Annotated in this window: 18 protein-coding genes; 15 read left to right on the plus strand and 3 right to left on the minus strand. The window is 32.1% G+C overall.

The window, feature by feature from the left end; all coding sequences use genetic code 11:
* The first annotated feature begins 59 nt into the window (after positions 1–59).
* From Z054_RS0123665 to Z054_RS0123705, 9 genes are all read left to right on the plus strand, one after another.
* On the plus strand, positions 60–1,829 hold the full coding sequence (locus Z054_RS0123665) for a MutS-related protein (protein WP_024772500.1): 1,770 nt from the start codon (positions 60–62) through the stop codon (positions 1,827–1,829).
* Between the two features lie 321 nt (positions 1,830–2,150).
* A complete protein-coding gene (locus Z054_RS0123670; protein ID WP_024772501.1) occupies positions 2,151–2,756 on the plus strand; it encodes a TetR/AcrR family transcriptional regulator in 606 nt (201 codons plus the stop codon).
* A gap of 20 nt (positions 2,757–2,776) precedes the next feature.
* Positions 2,777–3,181, plus strand: coding sequence for an OsmC family protein (locus Z054_RS0123675; RefSeq protein WP_024772502.1), 405 nt, complete (start codon positions 2,777–2,779; stop codon positions 3,179–3,181).
* A gap of 154 nt (positions 3,182–3,335) precedes the next feature.
* On the plus strand, positions 3,336–3,701 hold the full coding sequence (locus tag Z054_RS0123680; RefSeq protein WP_035093305.1) for a cupin domain-containing protein: 366 nt from the start codon (positions 3,336–3,338) through the stop codon (positions 3,699–3,701).
* 86 nt (positions 3,702–3,787) lie between these two features.
* A complete protein-coding gene (locus Z054_RS0123685; protein ID WP_024772504.1) occupies positions 3,788–4,231 on the plus strand; it encodes a MarR family winged helix-turn-helix transcriptional regulator in 444 nt (147 codons plus the stop codon).
* The gene (locus Z054_RS0123690) at positions 4,221–4,718 is read left to right on the plus strand and encodes a GNAT family N-acetyltransferase (RefSeq protein ID WP_024772505.1); all 498 of its coding nucleotides are present in this window, start codon (positions 4,221–4,223) and stop codon (positions 4,716–4,718) included. Before Z054_RS0123685 ends, Z054_RS0123690 begins: the two co-directional genes overlap by 11 nt.
* Positions 4,719–4,863: 145 nt before the next feature.
* Entirely contained in the window at positions 4,864–5,352 is a 489-nt protein-coding gene (locus Z054_RS0123695) for a hypothetical protein (RefSeq protein WP_024772506.1), read from the plus strand.
* A gap of 9 nt (positions 5,353–5,361) precedes the next feature.
* Entirely contained in the window at positions 5,362–5,781 is a 420-nt protein-coding gene (locus tag Z054_RS0123700) for a DUF3995 domain-containing protein (RefSeq protein WP_024772507.1), read from the plus strand.
* 8 nt (positions 5,782–5,789) lie between these two features.
* Positions 5,790–7,022 carry a phytanoyl-CoA dioxygenase family protein gene (locus Z054_RS0123705; protein WP_152538662.1) on the plus strand — a complete coding sequence of 411 codons (1,233 nt, stop codon included), beginning with the start codon at positions 5,790–5,792 and terminating at the stop codon, positions 7,020–7,022.
* 12 nt (positions 7,023–7,034) lie between these two features.
* Here Z054_RS0123705 and Z054_RS0123710 read toward each other — a convergent pair whose 3' ends face one another.
* Entirely contained in the window at positions 7,035–7,895 is an 861-nt protein-coding gene (locus Z054_RS0123710; RefSeq protein WP_024772509.1) for an AraC family transcriptional regulator, read from the minus strand.
* Positions 7,896–8,032: 137 nt separating this feature from the next.
* Between Z054_RS0123710 and Z054_RS0123715 the strand changes: the two genes are divergently transcribed.
* The 5 genes from Z054_RS0123715 (at position 8,033) to Z054_RS0123735 (ending at position 14,741) form a co-directional block, all read left to right on the plus strand.
* Positions 8,033–8,959, plus strand: coding sequence for a dihydrodipicolinate synthase family protein (locus tag Z054_RS0123715; protein WP_024772510.1), 927 nt, complete (start codon positions 8,033–8,035; stop codon positions 8,957–8,959).
* Positions 8,960–9,049: 90 nt separating this feature from the next.
* Complete coding sequence (locus tag Z054_RS0123720) at positions 9,050–10,633, plus strand: aldehyde dehydrogenase (NADP(+)) (RefSeq protein ID WP_024772511.1); 1,584 nt, start codon at positions 9,050–9,052, stop codon at positions 10,631–10,633.
* A 40-nt stretch (positions 10,634–10,673) separates the two neighbouring features.
* Positions 10,674–12,410, plus strand: coding sequence for a DUF885 domain-containing protein (locus tag Z054_RS0123725; protein WP_024772512.1), 1,737 nt, complete (start codon positions 10,674–10,676; stop codon positions 12,408–12,410).
* Positions 12,403–13,413 carry a 4-hydroxyproline epimerase gene (locus tag Z054_RS0123730; protein ID WP_024772513.1) on the plus strand — a complete coding sequence of 337 codons (1,011 nt, stop codon included), beginning with the start codon at positions 12,403–12,405 and terminating at the stop codon, positions 13,411–13,413. Before Z054_RS0123725 ends, Z054_RS0123730 begins: the two co-directional genes overlap by 8 nt.
* A gap of 80 nt (positions 13,414–13,493) precedes the next feature.
* Positions 13,494–14,741 (plus strand): NAD(P)/FAD-dependent oxidoreductase, encoded by a 1,248-nt coding sequence (locus Z054_RS0123735; RefSeq protein ID WP_024772514.1) that lies wholly within the window; start codon positions 13,494–13,496, stop codon positions 14,739–14,741.
* Between the two features lie 74 nt (positions 14,742–14,815).
* Here the strand turns inward: Z054_RS0123735 and Z054_RS0123740 are convergent, their stop codons facing one another.
* Together Z054_RS0123740 and Z054_RS0123745 are read right to left on the minus strand one after the other, a co-directional pair.
* On the minus strand, positions 14,816–14,995 hold the full coding sequence (locus Z054_RS0123740) for a hypothetical protein (RefSeq protein ID WP_024772515.1): 180 nt from the start codon (positions 14,993–14,995) through the stop codon (positions 14,816–14,818).
* A 131-nt stretch (positions 14,996–15,126) separates the two neighbouring features.
* Positions 15,127–16,773, minus strand: coding sequence for an AraC family transcriptional regulator (locus Z054_RS0123745; RefSeq protein WP_152538663.1), 1,647 nt, complete (start codon positions 16,771–16,773; stop codon positions 15,127–15,129).
* A gap of 427 nt (positions 16,774–17,200) precedes the next feature.
* On the opposite strand from Z054_RS0123745, the gene Z054_RS0123750 reads away from it, so the two are divergent.
* Entirely contained in the window at positions 17,201–19,471 is a 2,271-nt protein-coding gene (locus tag Z054_RS0123750) for a leucine-rich repeat domain-containing protein (protein ID WP_024772517.1), read from the plus strand.
* Positions 19,472–19,565: the final 94 nt, after the last annotated feature.

Genomic DNA, 19,565 nt, shown 5'->3' on the forward strand with positions numbered 1-19,565 from the left:
TTGTATCTCTAACCCTTTTAAAAGAGAGGTTTTCAATGTTCTTATCTGATAAGTACAAAATGAACAACCCACAACAATTTTATAAAGAGCAAATTTCTCTTCATACTGTATCACTAAAAAAAATAAAAAAACAACTCACCATTTCCAGTACCATACGTCTGTTTGTTTTTTTGGCGATAGTAGCCGGCATATATTTTGGGTACCCTAATACTCAGATTATCATCGGTAGTATTGTTATAGGGATTGCTGCTTTTATCTTTTTAGTAAACCGGCATACTGATCTCTCGTATTCTAAAAATAAACTGCAAAAACTAATTGACATCAATACACTCGAGCTTGACGTTTTTAAAGGAGACGTAACTAACCTTACTCCAGGAAAAGAGTATATCGATGCTACACACCCTTATAGTCATGATATCGACCTGTTTGGAGAGCAGTCTTTTTTTCAATATGCCAACCGTACAACTACCCTGGCTGGAAAAAATAAACTAGCAACCATACTTAGCGCCAATGCTATAGATCATATTGAGAAAAAACAAGAAGCTATAAAAAATGTCTCAAAACTCTCCGAATGGAGACAAGAATTTAGTGCCATTGCATCAATGGTTAATGTAAGTGTTTCAGTTTCTTTAATACAAAAGTGGTTGCAAAACTACAGTGCTTTTGTCCCCAAGATTATGCGTATACTTCCTGCAATAGTCTCTAGTATTTCGTTGATATTATTAACATTACTATTTCTGGATATAATCACTTTTGCTATGTTTTTGGTTTGGTTTTTTATTGGCCTGGGAATAACCGGGACACAACTTAAGAAAATCAACAAGCTATATAGCAATGCCAATAAAGTAAAAGATACTTTTGAACAGTATTATAAGCTCGTAGATAAAATTGAAAATGCAAATTTTGAGGCTGCCTTATTACAAGAAAAGCAACAATTGGTAATTAGCGAACGAGAAAAAGCTTCGCAGACCCTAAAACAGTTTGCCAGTATTCTTAATGCCTTTGATCAACGTAATAATATGATGTTCGGGGTTCTTGCCAATGGGTTAATATTATGGGATATTCTACAGAGTTATCGTATTGAACAATGGATCGCCAAAAATCACGATAAAGTAGCACAATGGTTCGAGGTTATAGCCTTTTTTGATGCTTATAATTCCCTTGGGAACTTTACTTTTAATCACCCCGACTATATATATCCAAAGATAACATCAGACAATAGTATACTCAAAGCCAAAGAACTGGGTCACCCTATGCTTAATGCTCATAAAAGAATAGATAATGACATTACCATAGACAAAGAGCAGTTTTTAATCATCACAGGAGCTAATATGGCAGGAAAAAGTACTTTTTTGCGCACCGTTGCCTTACAAATCGTGATGTCTAACATAGGGTTGCCTATTTGCGCAAAATCATGTGAATATCGCCCTATCAAATTGATTAGTAGCATGAGAACATCCGACTCATTAAGTGATGATGCTTCTTATTTCTTTTCAGAATTAACACAGCTTAAAAAAATTGTAAATGCCCTCGAAAAAGATGAGTATTTTATCATTCTCGATGAAATCCTAAAAGGCACTAATAGCAAAGACAAAGCTGCAGGGTCCCGTAAATTTGTAGAAAAACTGGTTAAAGCAAAAGCAACAGGTATTATAGCAACACATGACTTAAGTCTTTGTGAAATTGCATCAGAATTACACCAAGTAGAAAATCGCTTTTTTGATGCTCAAATCGTAAATGATGAACTATACTTTGATTATAAATTTAAAGATGGGGTTTGTCAAAATATGAATGCTTCATTCTTGTTAAAAAAGATGGGAATTGTATAATTAAGGTTAACACCTTAGACTAATAGAATTTAACAACACAAAGACTTTATGTAACGCGCTGAATTACAAAAGTATTCTTCTAACCTCCCTAATAGAGAGGATTCTTAAATTTATAAGAAAGCCACAATATCTTCAATCAAAAAAAAGGTGCATATCAAGTCTATTTAAGTCTTTTGACAGTATCACAAGAAAAACAAATATCCCGGATTACTTTTACTAATAGAAATTAGAGAAATAACATAGTTCTACCTACGTATTTCTTTAAAATATAAGCTTTACCAAAAAACATACTGATAAGAATGTTTTTTATATATTTGTCATATGGACCAAAAAATCAAATCTAAAGAAACCCAAAGTTTAATCATCAATAATGCTTTTGAGCTATTCTACAAGCATGGTTATAACAAGACCAGTATTCCAGAAATTATAAAGGGTACGGGGCTTTCTAAAGGTGCTTTTTATCATCACTTTAACAGCAAGAAAAATATTGGAGAAAAAGTAATTGACCTTACTGTAAGAAAAAGAGTCTATGAAAGGATGGTTGTCCCTCTCAAAAATCCTGATAATGCGCCCGTAATACCATTGCTATGTGATGTCTTTATTAAGCGTATTGAAGGCTATTCTGATTTGGAAAAAGATTTAGGTTGTCCAGCAAATAATTTAATTAATGAAATTGGGTATTCCGAAAATTCATTCAGGAAAATGCTCAGGGGTATTATTGATAATTGGCAACTGGTTATGGTCAATCTATTAGAGCAAGGCAAAATAAAAGGTGAAATTAGAAAAAATGTTGATACATCGGCAACGGCTATTTTTCTAATAAGCGCCTTTGAAGGCGTAAGAGGTATTAGAAAAGTATATGATAATGATAAAATATTGGACGAATATCTCATAGCTGTAAAAAATTATATTGAGCAGTTAGCATAATTTTTAAATAAAAAAATAAAATGGAAACAATTCAAATTACACTAGAACAAATATCAAATACAGCAATGCAATTAAACAATGAAACCATAAAAGTCATTGTAGATCGCCCTCTAAGTCAAGGTGGAGGTGGCAATGGATTAATGGGTGGGCAATACTTATTGACAGGTATTGGAGGTTGTTTTTGTAGTACATTTTTTGCCGCAGCACAATCTAGAGATTTAGAAATTGAAGGTTTTCAAGTGGATGTAATTGCAACCAAAAGCGAAGATTTACCCAAACGCTTTACAGACATACTCCTTGATGTATCCTATAAAAAATGTAGTGATCCTACAGTATTTAAAAAATTACTTAGAATTGCTGAAATGGGTTGTTTATCAATTAATACCATTAAAGAAGGAATGGGATTTAAAGTAAATCAAAAATGAAATAAGTTATTTACAACAAAGATACACCGGGAGGAATTGCCTCCTTTAATCAAGCAATCCTGAAAGGCAATCAGGACAAGTAACTATTGATGTAAAAACCATAATATTTATAAGCAATAACGATTAATTAAATTATTCAAAATTAATGCAGTATATGAAACTAATAGAAAAATTTAAGGACATTACAGACTACTTCTCTCCAAAAATAATTGGAGAAGTTAATGATACTTACGTTAAGCTGGCAAAAATAAAAGGTGATAAAGTACCCTGGCACAACCATGAACATGAGGATGAACTCTTCTATATTATTGAAGGAAGCCTTCTTTTTGAAACAGAAGGACAAGATCCTTTTACCATGAATCAAGGAGATCTGTTTATTGTAAAACGTGGTGTTAATCATAGGGTTTCCTCAATAGAAGAATGCAAAATCATGCTAATAGAAAACAAAACGGCAGCGCATACAGGAAAAGTAAAATCCGAAATCACCAAAAATATCCAAGAACAACAATTAGAATCATGAAAGTTCTATTGTAAATGCAAAATCATTAGTTTAAAATATTTTATAACAAATACTTGCCTAAAGCAAGTATTTGTTATATTTGTACTATGGAAAACATAGTTAACAAAATACGTGGGTTTAATCGGTTTTATACTAGAATCATCGGGGTAGTCAATAATCACATATTAGAAAGTCAATATTCACTTTCAGAAGTTCGTGTTATGTACGAGATTTATCATAATCCTAAAATTACAGCTCGACAAATAAAAGAGATTATTCAGGTTGACGAAGGTTACTTAAGTCGCTTGATAAAAAAGTTAGTTACCCTAAACATCATCAATAAAATAAAATCACAAGACGATCATAGAATATCATACCTAAAGCTCACAGAAAATGGTGAAAAAATATTTTTAAACCTTAATCAACGCTCATCAGATGCTATTTCTGAGATAATCCAACATCTTAACAAAGGAGAGCAAGAAGAATTAATTCTATTATATAAAAAAATAGAAATTTTATTAACCAAAAAAGGAAATCAAAATGAAGATTAATGACATTTCTATCAGAACAACTATCAAACCCGGTGACTTGGGGTATATCATTCATCGTCATGGCAAACTATATGGTGAAGAATATAACTATGGAGTAGCATTCGAAACCTATGTTGGGGAGGGAATGTATGAATTTTATAAAAATTACAATCCCAAAATGGATAGAGCCTGGATATGTGAGCATAATGACAAGATTGTAGGTTTTGTTTTATTGATGCACAGAGAGAATAAAACTGCTCAACTTCGATATTTCTACCTCGAACCAGCATATCGAGGGTTAGGACTTGGAAAAAAATTAATGTCCCTTTTTATGGATTTCTTTTACAAAACAGGGTATCAATCTGCCTATCTATGGACAACTCATGAACTATCTGCTGCTGCTTCGCTTTATACAAAACACGGGTTTAAATTAACAGAATCAAAAGAATCAATGGCTTTTGAAAAACCTTTGATAGAAAATCGCTATGATTTTTCAACTACACCTTGAACTGAAGTCAAATTCTAATAAAAATTTATCTATCACTTGGGTCTATAGTTCAATTAAATTTTCATACAATTGTATAGCTAAGAAATACCGGCACTAAGACAGTAATGCTTTTATAATCGAAACATCATCATAAATAAATAATGATATGAAAAAAATAAACTTAATCTACATAGTACTAATCTGTATCTTTCATATTTCTCTGCATTCTTGTAAAAACCATTCGAATCCTGAGAAAAATAAAGCTCCCATACCTGAGCAAGTAGATAAAGAAAATACTACACTAACAGAAAAGGAACCAAAACAAACAAAATATCCAACACTAAATATCAAGTCAAATGATCGAATAAACTCACCCATCGAAATAAAAGTGAATTCTGAAGGTGTTTGGCTTGCCAATGAAGGAGAACTTGGATGGATCCAGTTAATCGATGACAAAGGAAATGAATTAGCAAAAGGTATATTAAGTGCTGATGGTGATTGGATGAAAAGTGGCCCCGTAATGTTTTCAACCACCTTAACATTTGATTCAAAAAATATAAAAACCGGTAAACTTATAATTCACAACGACCCAGGAGAAGGAGACGGTGATGAAGCAGGAGAATCAATAAGCTTTGAAATACCTATTATTTTTTAATCTCAAAAAATGATATTACCTATTCTACAAAGTCTTATCTTTTTTATCCTTGGGATTATTCATTTTAATTGGGTTGTAGGAGGAACATTTGGATTTGAAGCCTCATTACCAACTAAAGAAAATGGAGAAAAAATACTAAATCCAAAAAAAATTGATAGTGCCATAGTAGCACTTGGACTAACAGTTTTTGGATTTTTTTATGTACTCGAATCTGGTCTTATAGCTTATGAGTTACCTAAATGGCTCCTGAAATATGCAAAATGGATTATCCCTTCTATTTTTATACTCAGAGCTTTGGGGGACTTTAAATATGTTGGCTTTTTTAAACGAATAAAACAAACAAAATTTGGCAAATTAGACACTATCTTTTTTTCTCCATTGTGTCTAATTATAGGATCAATCGGACTGATAATAGCCTTAACAAAGTAATAAAACAAGTGAACACAAAAGATAATTTAATGATGGCCGGCTATGAAAGCCTGGATAATTACTGGACAAGGACAAAATTAAATTTGTTGCAGAAATTAAAAGTACATACTGCTGCTATTTTAATTACCATATTCAAATTTATCATTAAACCTATCAGGTTCTTATTTGGTAAAAGCTTTAATTTACTTGCAAATATTGATGAAGATTTAGGAGAATTCGACATATTAGGAAGTAAAAGAAAAGAAGAGTTTGGACAACATTACCTTACACAACCAGAAATAGATAAGTTTATAAATAGTGGTATTCATGGGCCATTTCGTGTATTAGACACTATGGAAGCCGAAAACCTTGCAAATGAAAGTGATGATCTATTTAAAAAACACTTTCATAAAACTACTATATTTGGTAAAGATATTTTGAATTCGCTAAAAGCATCTGGTGATTACTCTATTAATTATCTAGGTTTTTTTCAGGGATCAAAATACAGAAGGCTTTGGGATGTATTAAAACATCCCAAATTATCACAGCCTCTTCAAAGTATTTTAGGTGATGATTTATTATGTTGGAGATCCCAGTTTTTTGAAAAAAAACCAGGACAGGAAGGTACATTTTGGCATCAAACTGGCACTTTTCGAGAATCTGATGAAAAGCCAAAATTAGAACCCTCTCGTCTTACACATCCTGCTATTGCACAATTATCTGTATGGATTGCTCTAAGAGATACCAATAAAGAGACAGGATGCCTACGCATGATAGAAGGCTCGTTTCGAGATGGCCGTTTTGAAAGAATTGTAACTAATATTCAGGATGATTTATCTGGTTATTTAATGTCCCTGCCCTACTCAGAAATTGCCAAGACCTTAAAAACTATTTGGTATACTACAGGCAATTTCAAAAAAGCACAATTAGTATTCGAAAAGATAAAAAAAAAGGTCCCCTCTCTTTTTGAGAATGTTATCATTAGAGATCTGGAAATGAAAGCAGGCGAAGCAATCATTTTTACTTCTTTAAACACTCATGCATCTTATGCAAATACTTCTGATGATCGTGTGCGCTTGGCTTTGGCAGGAAGATATACCCGATCTGATGTTCATATATTTAAACATGAATCAATTTCTGTATTACCAACCAAAAGTGGTGGTATCCCATATAATGTGTATAAAGAACCTTCTATTCCCGTATGTGGTAGTCCTAAACATCCAAAGACCAATAATAATATAGCAGAATACCCTATATCCTAAAAGAAGTCATGATTAACCAAAACTTGGTTCATGTAATCTTTTTTTATAATCTGAAGGAGTCATTCCTTTAATTTCCTTAAATTTTCTATTGAAGTTAGAGAGGTTTTTAAAACCACTACGATAAGAAACTTCAGAAATGGTGATATCCGATTCTCTGGATATTAATCTACACGCATTCTCAATTCGTACCTCGATCAAAAACTGAAAGAACGTTTTATTGGTTCGTTGCTTAAAATATCGACAAAAAGCATTAGGTGTCATATTAGCCAAATCAGCAACTTCTTTTAGAGAAAAATCTCTATTAAACTCATTCATCACTACCTGAAAAACTTTGGCCATTCTCTTTCCTTCATTATCAGTATATGCTCTTTTTGAAATGAAAGATGATATGGTTTCGGTTTTTGATGTTTTCAGTATTTTTAAAACCTTCAAAAAAATGGTAAAACGATCTAGTTTTTCTTTCTTCTCAACAATTTTTAGAAACTGTTTTTTTAATTTTTCCTTTTTAGAGAATACTTTAATCCCATATACCGAATTTCTAAAAAATCCTGACAAATCATTAAACTCAGGAAGTTTAAAAAATAGATTCCCAAAAGATTCTTTGGTAAAAAAAAGTGAGATCATATAAGATTTTACCGCAGAAGAAGCGCTCTTTAATACATGAGGAACGTTACTCCCAAAAATCAAAATATCATTAGCTTTATAATCAGTTATAGTATCTCCAACAATTAAACTCCCTTCTCCCGATATTATAATTGATATTTGTATCTCCTCATGTTGATGAAATTTATCATAAAAAACAACTTCCTTATCCTCCTGTACAATTAAAGTGTCGGTCGAGGATTTTGGTATTTTAAAAGGTAATGCTTTCATTTCTAATTCATCTATGAATCAATATTAATCATAATTATGCATATATTAACAATAAAAGGTAATATAGTATCACATATAGATAATTTCTCAATGTATCTTTCATCGGTTTCATAATATCTTTGAATAAAATTTTAAATATGGTAATAGATTGGAAAGGTGTAATGCCTGCAGTGACTACAAAATTCACCAAAGAGGATACACTAGACTTAAAAATGTTTGAAATTAATATCAATGCACAACTTGAAGCTGGAGTACATGGAATTATACTAGGCGGGACTTTGGGTGAGGCAAGTACATTGAGTGATGACGAAAAAAGAATTTTGGTTAGAACCACAGTTGATATCGTTAAAAACAAAGTTCCAGTTATCATTAATATTGCAGAACAAACTACAAAAGGTGCTATCGAAGCTGCAAAAAAAGCAAAAGAAGATGGAGCTAGTGGCTTGATGATGCTCCCACCAATGCGATATAAAGCAGGAGATCGAGAAACTGTAGTTTACTTTAAAGAGATAGCTAAAAGTACAGATCTACCTATAATGATTTACAACAATCCTGTTGACTATAAGATAGAAGTCTCTTTGGATATGTTCGAAGAGCTATTAGCACTGGATAATATACAGGCAGTAAAAGAATCTACAAGAGATATTTCTAATATAACACGAATTAAAAATCGCTTTGGCGACAGGTTAAAAATTCTGAGTGGAGTAGACACATTAGCTCTCGAAAGTTTACTAATGGGTGCTGATGGTTGGGTTGCTGGATTAGTAGATGCTTTTCCAGAAGAAACTGTAGCTATTTATGAACTTCAAAAAGCAGGTCGAATTAAAGAAGCTATTGCTATTTATCGTTGGTTTTTACCCTTGTTGGAGTTAGACATAAACCCTAAATTAGTGCAAAATATAAAACTGGCAGAAGTAGCTACCGGAATCGGCACAGAACATGTACGTCCTCCCAGGTTACCACTTGTTGGAGATGAACGTAAAAAAGTATTGGAAATTATTGAAACTGGTTTAAAAACAAGGCCACAATTACCCGAATACAAAAACATTGAATTAATAGATTAATCCCTAAAATGATGTAATCAAAAAATAATAGAGATGACATCATTCTTTCATTAGAAATTAATCTATTTACACATTAAATCATTTAGAATTATGATAACAGGCAAAAACTATATAGGAAATCAGCTCTCGGCTATAGGAAATAAAACCTACACAACTTTTAATCCTAAGCTAAATATTGAAAATGAACATACATTTTTTGAAGCCTCAGAAGAAGAAATCGAAAAAGCCGTATCATTAGCTTCAGAAGCTTTTGAAATTTTCAGAAAGGTTTCTGGTGCTAAAAAGGCAGAATTTCTAAATGCAATTGCCGATGAGATTCTGGCTTTAGATGATCTTCTAATAGAAACATATAGATCAGAAACTGGTTTGCCAGAAGGAAGAGCAAAAGGGGAACGAGGTAGAACTATAGGACAATTAAGAACTTTTGCTGATCTGGTAGCCGAGGGCTCGTGGGTAGAAGCATCTATAGACACTGCTGATTTAGATCGCAGTCCTATCCCTAAACAAGATATTCGTAAAATGCTGGTCCCTTTAGGGCCCGTTGTTGTTTTTGGAGCAAGTAATTTTCCATTAGCCTATTCTACAGCTGGAGGTGATACTGCTGCCGCATTTGCTGCAGGATGCCCTGTGATTGTAAAATCACACCCTATGCATGCAGGAACCGGAGAATTAATATCTGCTGCAATTATCAAAGCTGCTATAAAAACAGGGATGCCAAATGGAGTATTCTCTAACCTTAATAGTTCAGGAATTGAAGTAGGTGTTCAATTAGTAGAACATCCCGCAGTAAAAGCAGTTGGTTTTACAGGTAGTATTAGAGGAGGTAGAGCACTATTTGATTTGGCTTCAAAACGACCAGAACCAATCCCGGTATTTGCAGAAATGGGAAGTATAAACCCTGTAGTCCTATTACCTGAAGCAACAATTACCAAAGGAGTCGATTTAGCTAAAACCTATGCAAAATCAATAACAGTAGGAGCCGGACAGTTTTGCACAAACCCTGGTTTGCTTATCGGTATTAAGGGAGAAGCCTTAACCAATTTTATAACAGTACTTTCTGAAGAAATTGTAAAAATCGAACCTTCATGTATGTTGCATCCCAATATTATTGGAAATTTTGAAAGAAACAAAACAAATGCATTGCAACAAAATGGATTATCTGTCACAGCAGAGCTTGATAGTGATATTGCCGTGAATTATGCAAGACAAACAGTTACCACAGTAGAAGGAAAAACATTTTTAGAAAATACAACCCTACATCAAGAAGTATTTGGGCCATTCTCTATGGTTGTGCAATGTAAAGATGTTGAACAATTAGAAACTATAATCAATACTTTAGAAGGACAACTTACAGGAACTATTATAGCAGAAAAAGAAGAAGCGCTACAATACAATACAGTTATTGATGCATTACAAAACAGGGTAGGAAGAATCATCTTTAATGGTGTTCCTACAGGAGTAGAAGTATGCCCTTCTATGTTACATGGTGGTCCATATCCTGCCTCTACAGATAGTAGATTTACAGCAGTTGGTATTCACTCTATTAAACGTTGGGTACGCCCATTTAGCTATCAAAGTTGGCCGAATAATTTATTACCAAACGAACTTAAGAATGAAAACCCTTTAGGGATTTCAAGATTGGTTGATGGTAAGCATACAGATTCTAAAATCTGATTTTTATAATCAATACTAAAAAAATTAATACTTGTTTAGAATGAAATTTTTTAAAATCATAGCTATTCTAATATTGCTTTTCTGTTTTAGTTGTAATGAACAAAAAGAGAAAGAGAAAGACCCATCGGTTCCATTACATCAAATTATTGCAGAAATTGAAGAAAGAAAAGGCTATGATGAAGATGAATATCCTCTAGGTCTCTTTACCAAAGAGTATTTCAAAAAAGAAGCTGATTTTGCACAAAAAAAGATAGAAGAACTAAATGGTATTGATGCTGCACTACTCAAGGAGACTGATAAAATATCTCTTGAGTTATTAAAATTTACTTTGCAGAGAACTGTTGATTTTTATGAGTTCGAGGGGTATCTTAATCCTTTATTATCCGACTCTGGATTTCATAGTAATCTCAATTATATGGTTAGGCCATTGGCCAATTACAAGCAGGTCAAAAAATATCTGAACAAACTTAATGCAATCCCCGAATTCGTAGATCAGCATTTTATAAACTTACGAGAAGGTCTTGAAAAAGGAGTTTCTCAACCAAGAGTCATTTTTAAAGGATATGAATCAACATATAATGATCATATCGTTGATAGTGTTAAAAACAGTTATTTTTATTCTCCTTTTAAAAGTTTACCAGAGATTTTAACCCAAACTCAAAAGGATTCGGTACGTAATGCTGCGAAAGAAACAATTAAAAACAAGGTTATTCCTCAGTTTAAAAGAATAAAAACATTCTTCGAAACCGAATATTTACCCAAGACAAGAACAGCCATTGGTGTATCCCAAACTCCAAAAGGCAAGGCATACTATCAAAACAAGATAAATTTTTATACCACGAGTACTACATATACTGCAGACGAGATTCATAATATCGGATTAAAAGAAGTAGCCAGAATAAAAGCTCAAATGGAGATCATCATAAAAGAGCTTAATTTCCAGGGTAGTTTTGCAGATTTTTTTAAATTTCTTCGTACCGATGAGCAATTCTATGCAAAAACGCCTGAAGAGCTGCTTATGATTGCCCGAGATATGGCTAAGCGAGCAGATGAACAGTTGCCTCGTTTTTTTAAGACATTACCCAGAAAACCATATGGAGTAGCCCCAGTACCAGATGCAATTGCTCCAAAATACACCAGTGGTCGATACGTAGGTACAGAAGCTAATAGTACAGATCCAGGGTATTATTGGGTAAACACGTATGATTTGCCTAGCAGAACATTATACACACTACCATCGCTTACCGTACATGAAGCTGTACCCGGGCATCATTTGCAAGGCAGTTTAAACAATGAATTAGGGGATAGTATCCCACAGTTTAGAAAAAATTTATATCTATCTGCATATGGAGAAGGCTGGGGATTATATTCTGAGTTTCTGGCAGAGGAAATGGGGATGTATACTACACCTTATGAGCAATTTGGAAAACTAACCTATGAAATGTGGCGTGCATGTCGCTTGGTAGTAGACACAGGGATTCATGCCAAAGGATGGACACGTGAACAAGTCATCGATTTTATGTCTTCGAATACAGCATTATCATTACATGAAATACATACAGAAACCGATCGATATATTTCATGGCCAGGTCAGGCTTTGTCTTATAAAATTGGTGAATTAAAAATTAGAGAACTGCGTAAAAAAGCTGAAACTGCATTGGGAAGTAAATTTGATATTCATGAATTTCATGAAATAGTCCTTGAGCAAGGTACAGTTACGCTTTCAATTTTAGAAAACAGAATTAACACTTATATCGAAAAAACAAAAAATGGCTAGAACCACTTTCAAATGTATCGATGCTCATACTTGCGGAAACCCAGTGAGGGTTGTTACGACGGGCAGACCTGATCTAATTGGAAAAACGATGAGCGAAAAACGTCAACATTTTCTTACAACATATGATTGGATAAGAAAAGGATTAATGTATGAGCCTCGAGGACACGATATGATGAGTGGTAGTTTTTTATTCGAACCACACCACCCCGATAATGATTTTTCTATTCTATTTATAGAGACGTCTGGATGTCTACCTATGTGTGGCCATGGTACTATTGGAACCATCACCATAGCCATAGAAGAAGGGTTAATACAACCCAAAACCCCAGGAAAAATTAGAATGGAAGCTCCAGCTGGACTCGTAGAAATAGAATACCAGCAAACAGATAAAAAAGTAGATTGGGTAAAACTCAAAAATGTAAAATCGTATCTGGCAGCAGAAGGTTTAACTATAGAATGCCCAGAATTAGGAGAACTCGTTTTTGATGTTGCCTATGGTGGAAATTTTTATGCTATTGTAGATCCTCAAAAAAACTTTAGCGGGGTTCATGATTTTACTGCAAGTAAGCTAATCCAGTATTCTCAAGTGGTACGAGAACGTATTAACAAAAAATATCCTGACGCATTTATCCACCCAGAAAATGATACGATCAGAGATGTTAGCCATATGCTTTGGACAGGAGACCCTATCAACCCAGATTCGTCGGGTAGAAATGCTGTTTTTTATGGAGATAAAGCTATCGACCGCTCTCCTTGCGGAACAGGAACCTCTGCAAGAATAGCACAATTATATGCTAAAGGAAAACTACAACAAGGAGAAGAATTCGTTCATGAAAGTTTTATTGGAAGCACATTCATAGGTAGAGTCGAAGAAGAAACAGAACTAGGTAACATAAAAGCCATTATTCCAAGTATTCAAGGATGGGCAAAAGTTTATGGATACAACACTATCATTATTGATGATGAAGATGATCCCTATGCACATGGGTTTCAGGTTATTTAGTCAAGGCTAAATAAGACATAATAAAGAGCTAAGTAAACATAACAGAATACCACACTAAGCTTGTCTAAGTGTATACAATTATGAGTAAAGAAGTTATTATCATAGGAGGCGGAATCATAGGATTATGTTCTGCATATTATTTACATAAAGAAGGACATCATGTTACTATAATAGATCAATCTGCAATGGATTCTGGTGCTTCTTACGTTAATGCAGGATATCTTTCTCCAAGTCATATTATCCCTCTTGCAGCACCTGGTGTAATGAAAAAAGGATTAAAATGGATGTTTAACCCCACTAGCCCATTATTTATAAAACCTCGTCTCAATTCGGATTTCTTACGTTGGACATGGGCATTTAACAAATCTTGCTCGGTGAAAAATGTAAATCGAGGGATTTCTGCCATTAAAGATATTGCAGTATTAGGTAGAGATTTGTATTCTGAAATCAGATCTGATGAAAATTTTGCTTTTCAATTAGAAAAAAAAGGTCTTTTAATGATCTGCCAAACCGAAAAAATGCTCGAAGAAGAACTTCATGTTGGTAAGATTGCTACCAAAGAAGGATTGCCAGTAAAAGAGCTTTCTTTTGACGAATTGAAACAAATGGAACCCAATGTACAATTGCAAGCAAAAGGAGCAGTCTTATATGAATGTGATTGGCATACTACCCCACAGACCTTTATGGATGAAATGAAAGCTTTTCTTGAAAACTCGGGAGTAACAATTCATAAAAATGAAAAGGTAGAGGATATTAGTATACAGAACAATAAAATTACTTCGATACATACTAAAAATAAATCATACACAGCAGATGAGTTTGTATTAGCGGCAGGATCATGGTCAAATTTATTAAGCAAAAAACTAGGGATTAAATTGTTACTAGAAGCAGGAAAAGGATACCGTATAAATTCTGAAAGAGATTTAGGGATAACTATGCCGGCTATACTAACAGAGGCTAAAATTGCTGTAACTCCTATGCAGGGATTTACCAGGTTTGCCGGTACTATGGAAATAGCAGGCATCAATCACACAATTAATAAAGTAAGGGTCGAGGCTATCGCAAATGCCACACAGCAGTATTATCCTGATATTAAACTTTCTAATGCAGAAAAAGAGGCGACTACATCTGGCCTTAGGCCTGTTTCTCCAGATGGCTTACCATACATTGGTAAATCTAATACTTGTAACAACCTTACTATTGCTACAGGGCATGCTATGATGGGTTGGACCATGGGAACCTCTACAGGAAAACTGGTTTCAGAAATTATTTCTGATCAAAAACCTTCTTTGAGTTTAGAAGCTTATCATCCCGATCGTAAGTTTTAATCAAAAAAGATTCTATACTCAAAGAAGGTTTTTATTTTCTATAAATAGTATTTGTGAAAAATTATAAGATATTATTATCTGTTACATGAATGATTCACGCCATTTATAATACGAGATATTAAACTACCAACTGTACCGTCAATTGCAATAAGGTCTCTATTATCTCCTCCTTTTATTCTGGCTATATTAGAATCAGTAAGCATGGTTACATTAATTTTTTTTAATTCGAGTTTTACTTTTTTATTCGTTTTCATGATGAGTTAATTTGAACTTTAATATAATGCAAATGTAGCTAACAAACATTAATTGTTATATACATTCCTTTATGTTTTGGGTAATATTTATAAATATGTATGATACTCACCAGACACCAAAACCTATTAACTCATTCATTATCAAATTCTTTTATGTATTCAGCAGGATTACATCCTTTTTGTTTATAAAATGCTTTAACAAAAGATTGTATATTATTAAAACCTACTTCTTTTGCCATAGACGTTACAGAATAGTGCCTGAATTTTTTATCATTTTTTATTTGCTTTATACAATATTCTATACGTAAATCATTAATATAGTTCGCGAAGTTTTTTTGCTTATCCATATTGATAATCCTGGATAAATATGTCGAATTGGTTTTTAGCTTTTTGGCAACTATAGATAATGTTAAATCGTTTTTTAAAAAGACTTCATTTTTTTCAAACTCTTCCAATTTTTTTAGAATATCGTCTCTTAATTCTGGTGCTAGTTCAATATCTTTTGTTTTCTGTGTTTTCTTTTTATTTAGATGTTCTGCATGTATTAATTTCTCTTCGTATACTTTTTCATAGTTTTTCTTTCTTTTTTTATAATAATAAAAATATCCTAGACTTATCAATACAATGATTAATCCTCCAAAAACCCATAACTGATATATGGTTGTTCTACTATGATTTTTGATACTATCTACTAATCTTTCTTTGTCTTTAATGAGTTGTACATTATCATACTTTTTTTCAATATCTATATGTAACTTTTTATATTTTACAGAAAAACCACTATCTAGTTTTATTAGTTTTTCCATGATTCTTAATTGATTCGCTTTATCGTCTTCCTTTTTATAATGATCTATGAGCAACGTAAATGCTTCTCTGGTTTCTAAGATATAGTTAGAAACATGTACCGCAGAGTCTATTTTTTTTAAATACCCTATAGCTTCTTCTTCCTTTTCTAGTTGTAAAAGTGTTTTTCCTAAGTACAAATAGGTAACAAGTACATTCGTATAGGGGCTTTTTTTGGATAGAGAAAGAGATTTATTTAAGCTATCCCTTGCTGTACTATATTCTTTTCTATAATAACTATTAATTCCATAAGATGAAAGTAACTCAGAATAAAAATGCGGAATATCTCCTGATAGAGTAGATGTAATCCCCTTTTTCAAATAGAAATGCGCAGTATCATATTTTTTAAATAAATTATAACTATCCGATAGCTTACAGAGAGTCGCTATATAATGCGATCTGAATTTATTAATAGTATCCTGAGTCGATAAGAGGTTTAAGTTTTTTTTATAGATTTCTAAAGATTCTTCATCTTTCCCTAAGATGGTCTTAAGTATCGCAATATTATGTGTTATAGCAATAATATGGCCAATATTCTTATTGATTTCTGCATGTTTTTTTGAAATCAAATACGAGGTTAAAGCTTCATTGTACCGTTCTAGTTTTTGCAAAAGATAGCCTTTTAAAAGATAGCCCCTTGCTGGATAAAACTCATCTTTTACGCCTTTCGTAACATCAATCATAGAATCTGTGTACGCCAAAGCCACTTTTGGATTATTTATATTCATTTCAAAGAATATTTGATATCCATTTGCTATCTCAATACTATCCTTGTCTCTCTTTGCTCTGGTAAGATATGTATTCGATAATTTTTTTATAAAAACTGAATCTTTATAGTGTTTAATAAAAAGCGATCGTAATTCATCAAATGTTTTATGATTTAAAGAATCTGAAACTGAATATTGTTTTTCACTAATCTTGTTCTTTGTTATCATACTTACTCCTTTGTTCGGGAGAAAGATCAAGCTTATAAAAATCAAAATAATACGATAGATACTTTTCAGTTTTATATTCAAAATGCCTAGTTAAAAATTATTAACAATATAAGGGATAACCATATAAATAGAGTATAATTTTAATAACAAATCATAAAATCCTCTTAAAAAAACAAACCCTCTGATAAAAAGCATTTTGAAATCAAAAACAATGGTTAAGATTTATAAATATACCTGTCAAGATTTATAAATCCTAAGTTACTCCTCTTGTTGTAGTATAGTTTTCGCCTTTATCTTTGTTTCAAATTATAACCAACAGACCTACACAAAATTTGATATAAACAATCAAAAAACATCCTCAATACAAAGCCTAAAAAACAAATCTTATTTAACAATTTATCAAATTAAAACTAACTCATTCATACTTATGAAAAAAATTATCTTTTTGGGTATACTACTATGCCTTACCCTAACCTCTTATGCGCAAAATATTCATATTCCTGATGCTAATTTTAAAAATGCTTTACTGGCATCATCAATAAATACCAATAATGATGTAAATATAAGTAAACAAGAAGCAGAAAAAGCTGTATCTATAAAAGCTGTAAATAAGAATATTGAAAACCTTACTGGAATAGAACATTTTATAAATCTAAAATACCTTACTATTCCTAAGAATAAGGTAACCTCTTTAAATCTAACAAAAAACACAAAATTACAATACTTGGATGTTAGCCAAAATCAGTTGACTAATTTAAATATATCCACATGTACACAATTAGAACGATTGGATGCAAATAGCAATCAATTAGCACAATTGGATGTATCTAAAAATGTGATATTATTTGAATTAAAAATATACAATAATAGATTTAAAAGAATTAATATTGATAGTAATACAAAATTATCGATACTTCATGCATGGACTAACCAATTAGATGAATTAAATAGTACTAAAAACCTAAATTTAACCAAGTTATATGTGTGGGGGAATAAATTAACAAGCTTAGACGTTTCCAAAAACACAAAATTAGATGAATTAAATATCGGTAACAATTTACTAACCTCCATAGACGCTTCTAAAAATACAATGCTTACTCATCTAGATGTAAGAGAAAGTCTATTGACTAGTTTAAAATTACCTGTTACCTCAACATTGAAACGTATAAACGTTGAGAAAAACAAACTAACGTCTATCAATCTTACCGGAAACCCAAATCTAGAAAGGTTATATATAGGTTCTAATGCTTTAACAGAAATAGATCTTTCTAAAAATATCAACCTCGTTTCTCTATACTGTTCAAAAAACAAGATAACTAAACTAGATGCCAGAAACTGTAAAATTGTTAATCTGGATGTTAGTGACAATAGCGAGTTAAAAACCATGTTTTTAACACATCGATACCTAAGTAAATATATTAAGATCGAAAAGTGCACAAAACTAGAATTTATTTGCTTACACAAATACTATTCTGATACTGCCTACATACAAAATAGAGTTAATGCATTAGGTTATAATTGTGTTATTAGTAGTGATTGTAGCTTAGCCCCTACTTCTAAAATCATTAATTTTAATGATCCTAATTTTAAAACTGAACTAGTATCAAAGTATGATATTGACAGTGATAATGAAATTTCTGTTGACGAAGCAGAAAAAGTAACTCTTATCGATCTTGAAAATAAAAATATTAGTGATATTACTGGGATTGAATATTTTACTAATTTAAGGGTTCTTCGTCTCAAAAATAACAAAATCACTTCTGTTAACATCAGCAAAAATCCTGAACTAGGTTCTGTAGACTTAACTAATAACAAACTAACTTCAATAGATTTTAGTCATCAAAAATCATTGAGTATGCTTAATATTGATAATAATCAATTAAGCAAAATAGATCTTAGTAAGAATACAGAATTAACTTATTTTAATGCTAATTTCAATCAATTATCTAAGATAAACGTAAATAACAATCCCAAACTAAAAGTACTACACTTATCTAATAATCAGATAACCCTATTAGATGTAACATCTAATACTCAATTAGAATCTTTAAATATTAGTGAAAATTTAATATCCAAAATTGATATTAGAAATTGTAACTCTATAAATACATTAAACATCAGTAACAACCCAAATCTAAGAGAAGCGTATCTTACAGGAAATCATTCTTTTTATAAAAGTTACCAGCATTTTTATGGTGTAGTTCATCATGCTAGACGTCTTTACTTAAATGGTTGTCCAAAGTTAAATTTTGTTTGTGTTAATTCTGTATCTTTTTTAAACGAAATTAAAAACTACATAAGGTTTACATTAGGTTATTCTCAATGTAACGTCAATACTAGCTGTAAACCCACAAAAACAAGTGCTTTTGATAATCACTTTATACTGTCACCAAACCCAGCAAGTAACTATTTAGTAATAACTCCTAAAGATCCCTTGACCAGTGGTAATGCTACTGTAACGATACTAAGACTTTCTGGAGAAATTGTAAAAAAAGTAGTCGTTAAATTTGCCGTAGATCCTAGAGAAGAACTTATAAGAGAAGATCCATTTGGTGCTCCAAGTCCAAGAACTCCAAATAATATGTTAATTGGCCCTAATTCTGTTTTGATAGATGTTACTGGATTACCTGTTGGTCAGTACATTCTTCATCTTCAATCTAGTAAAGGACTATTAACCACTAGGTTTATTAAAAAATAAATCGATACTATTTTAAAGAAAAGAGGTTGTGTTATTAGTTATTATTTGTAAATGGCCAGGGAAATAGGTTGAGTTAGAAGTATAAAACACCTGT

The organism is Aquimarina macrocephali JAMB N27, from assembly GCF_000520995.1.
GTDB classification, from domain to species: Bacteria; Bacteroidota; Bacteroidia; order Flavobacteriales; family Flavobacteriaceae; genus Aquimarina; species Aquimarina macrocephali.

Coding starts and splice junctions, on each gene's coding strand:
- Z054_RS0123730 (WP_024772513.1), top strand. CDS start 12,403: ATGGCTAGAACCACTTTCAAATGTATCGATGCTCATACTTGCGGAAAC.
- Z054_RS0123710 (WP_024772509.1), bottom strand. CDS start 7,895: ATGAAAGCATTACCTTTTAAAATACCAAAATCCTCGACCGACACTTTA.
- Z054_RS0123665 (WP_024772500.1), top strand. CDS start 60: ATGAACAACCCACAACAATTTTATAAAGAGCAAATTTCTCTTCATACT.
- Z054_RS0123750 (WP_024772517.1), top strand. CDS start 17,201: ATGAAAAAAATTATCTTTTTGGGTATACTACTATGCCTTACCCTAACC.
- Z054_RS0123700 (WP_024772507.1), top strand. CDS start 5,362: ATGATATTACCTATTCTACAAAGTCTTATCTTTTTTATCCTTGGGATT.
- Z054_RS0123735 (WP_024772514.1), top strand. CDS start 13,494: ATGAGTAAAGAAGTTATTATCATAGGAGGCGGAATCATAGGATTATGT.
- Z054_RS0123725 (WP_024772512.1), top strand. CDS start 10,674: ATGAAATTTTTTAAAATCATAGCTATTCTAATATTGCTTTTCTGTTTT.
- Z054_RS0123695 (WP_024772506.1), top strand. CDS start 4,864: ATGAAAAAAATAAACTTAATCTACATAGTACTAATCTGTATCTTTCAT.
- Z054_RS0123675 (WP_024772502.1), top strand. CDS start 2,777: ATGGAAACAATTCAAATTACACTAGAACAAATATCAAATACAGCAATG.
- Z054_RS0123685 (WP_024772504.1), top strand. CDS start 3,788: ATGGAAAACATAGTTAACAAAATACGTGGGTTTAATCGGTTTTATACT.
- Z054_RS0123745 (WP_152538663.1), bottom strand. CDS start 16,773: ATGATAACAAAGAACAAGATTAGTGAAAAACAATATTCAGTTTCAGAT.
- Z054_RS0123670 (WP_024772501.1), top strand. CDS start 2,151: ATGGACCAAAAAATCAAATCTAAAGAAACCCAAAGTTTAATCATCAAT.
- Z054_RS0123690 (WP_024772505.1), top strand. CDS start 4,221: ATGAAGATTAATGACATTTCTATCAGAACAACTATCAAACCCGGTGAC.
- Z054_RS0123680 (WP_035093305.1), top strand. CDS start 3,336: ATGAAACTAATAGAAAAATTTAAGGACATTACAGACTACTTCTCTCCA.
- Z054_RS0123720 (WP_024772511.1), top strand. CDS start 9,050: ATGATAACAGGCAAAAACTATATAGGAAATCAGCTCTCGGCTATAGGA.
- Z054_RS0123715 (WP_024772510.1), top strand. CDS start 8,033: ATGGTAATAGATTGGAAAGGTGTAATGCCTGCAGTGACTACAAAATTC.
- Z054_RS0123740 (WP_024772515.1), bottom strand. CDS start 14,995: ATGAAAACGAATAAAAAAGTAAAACTCGAATTAAAAAAAATTAATGTA.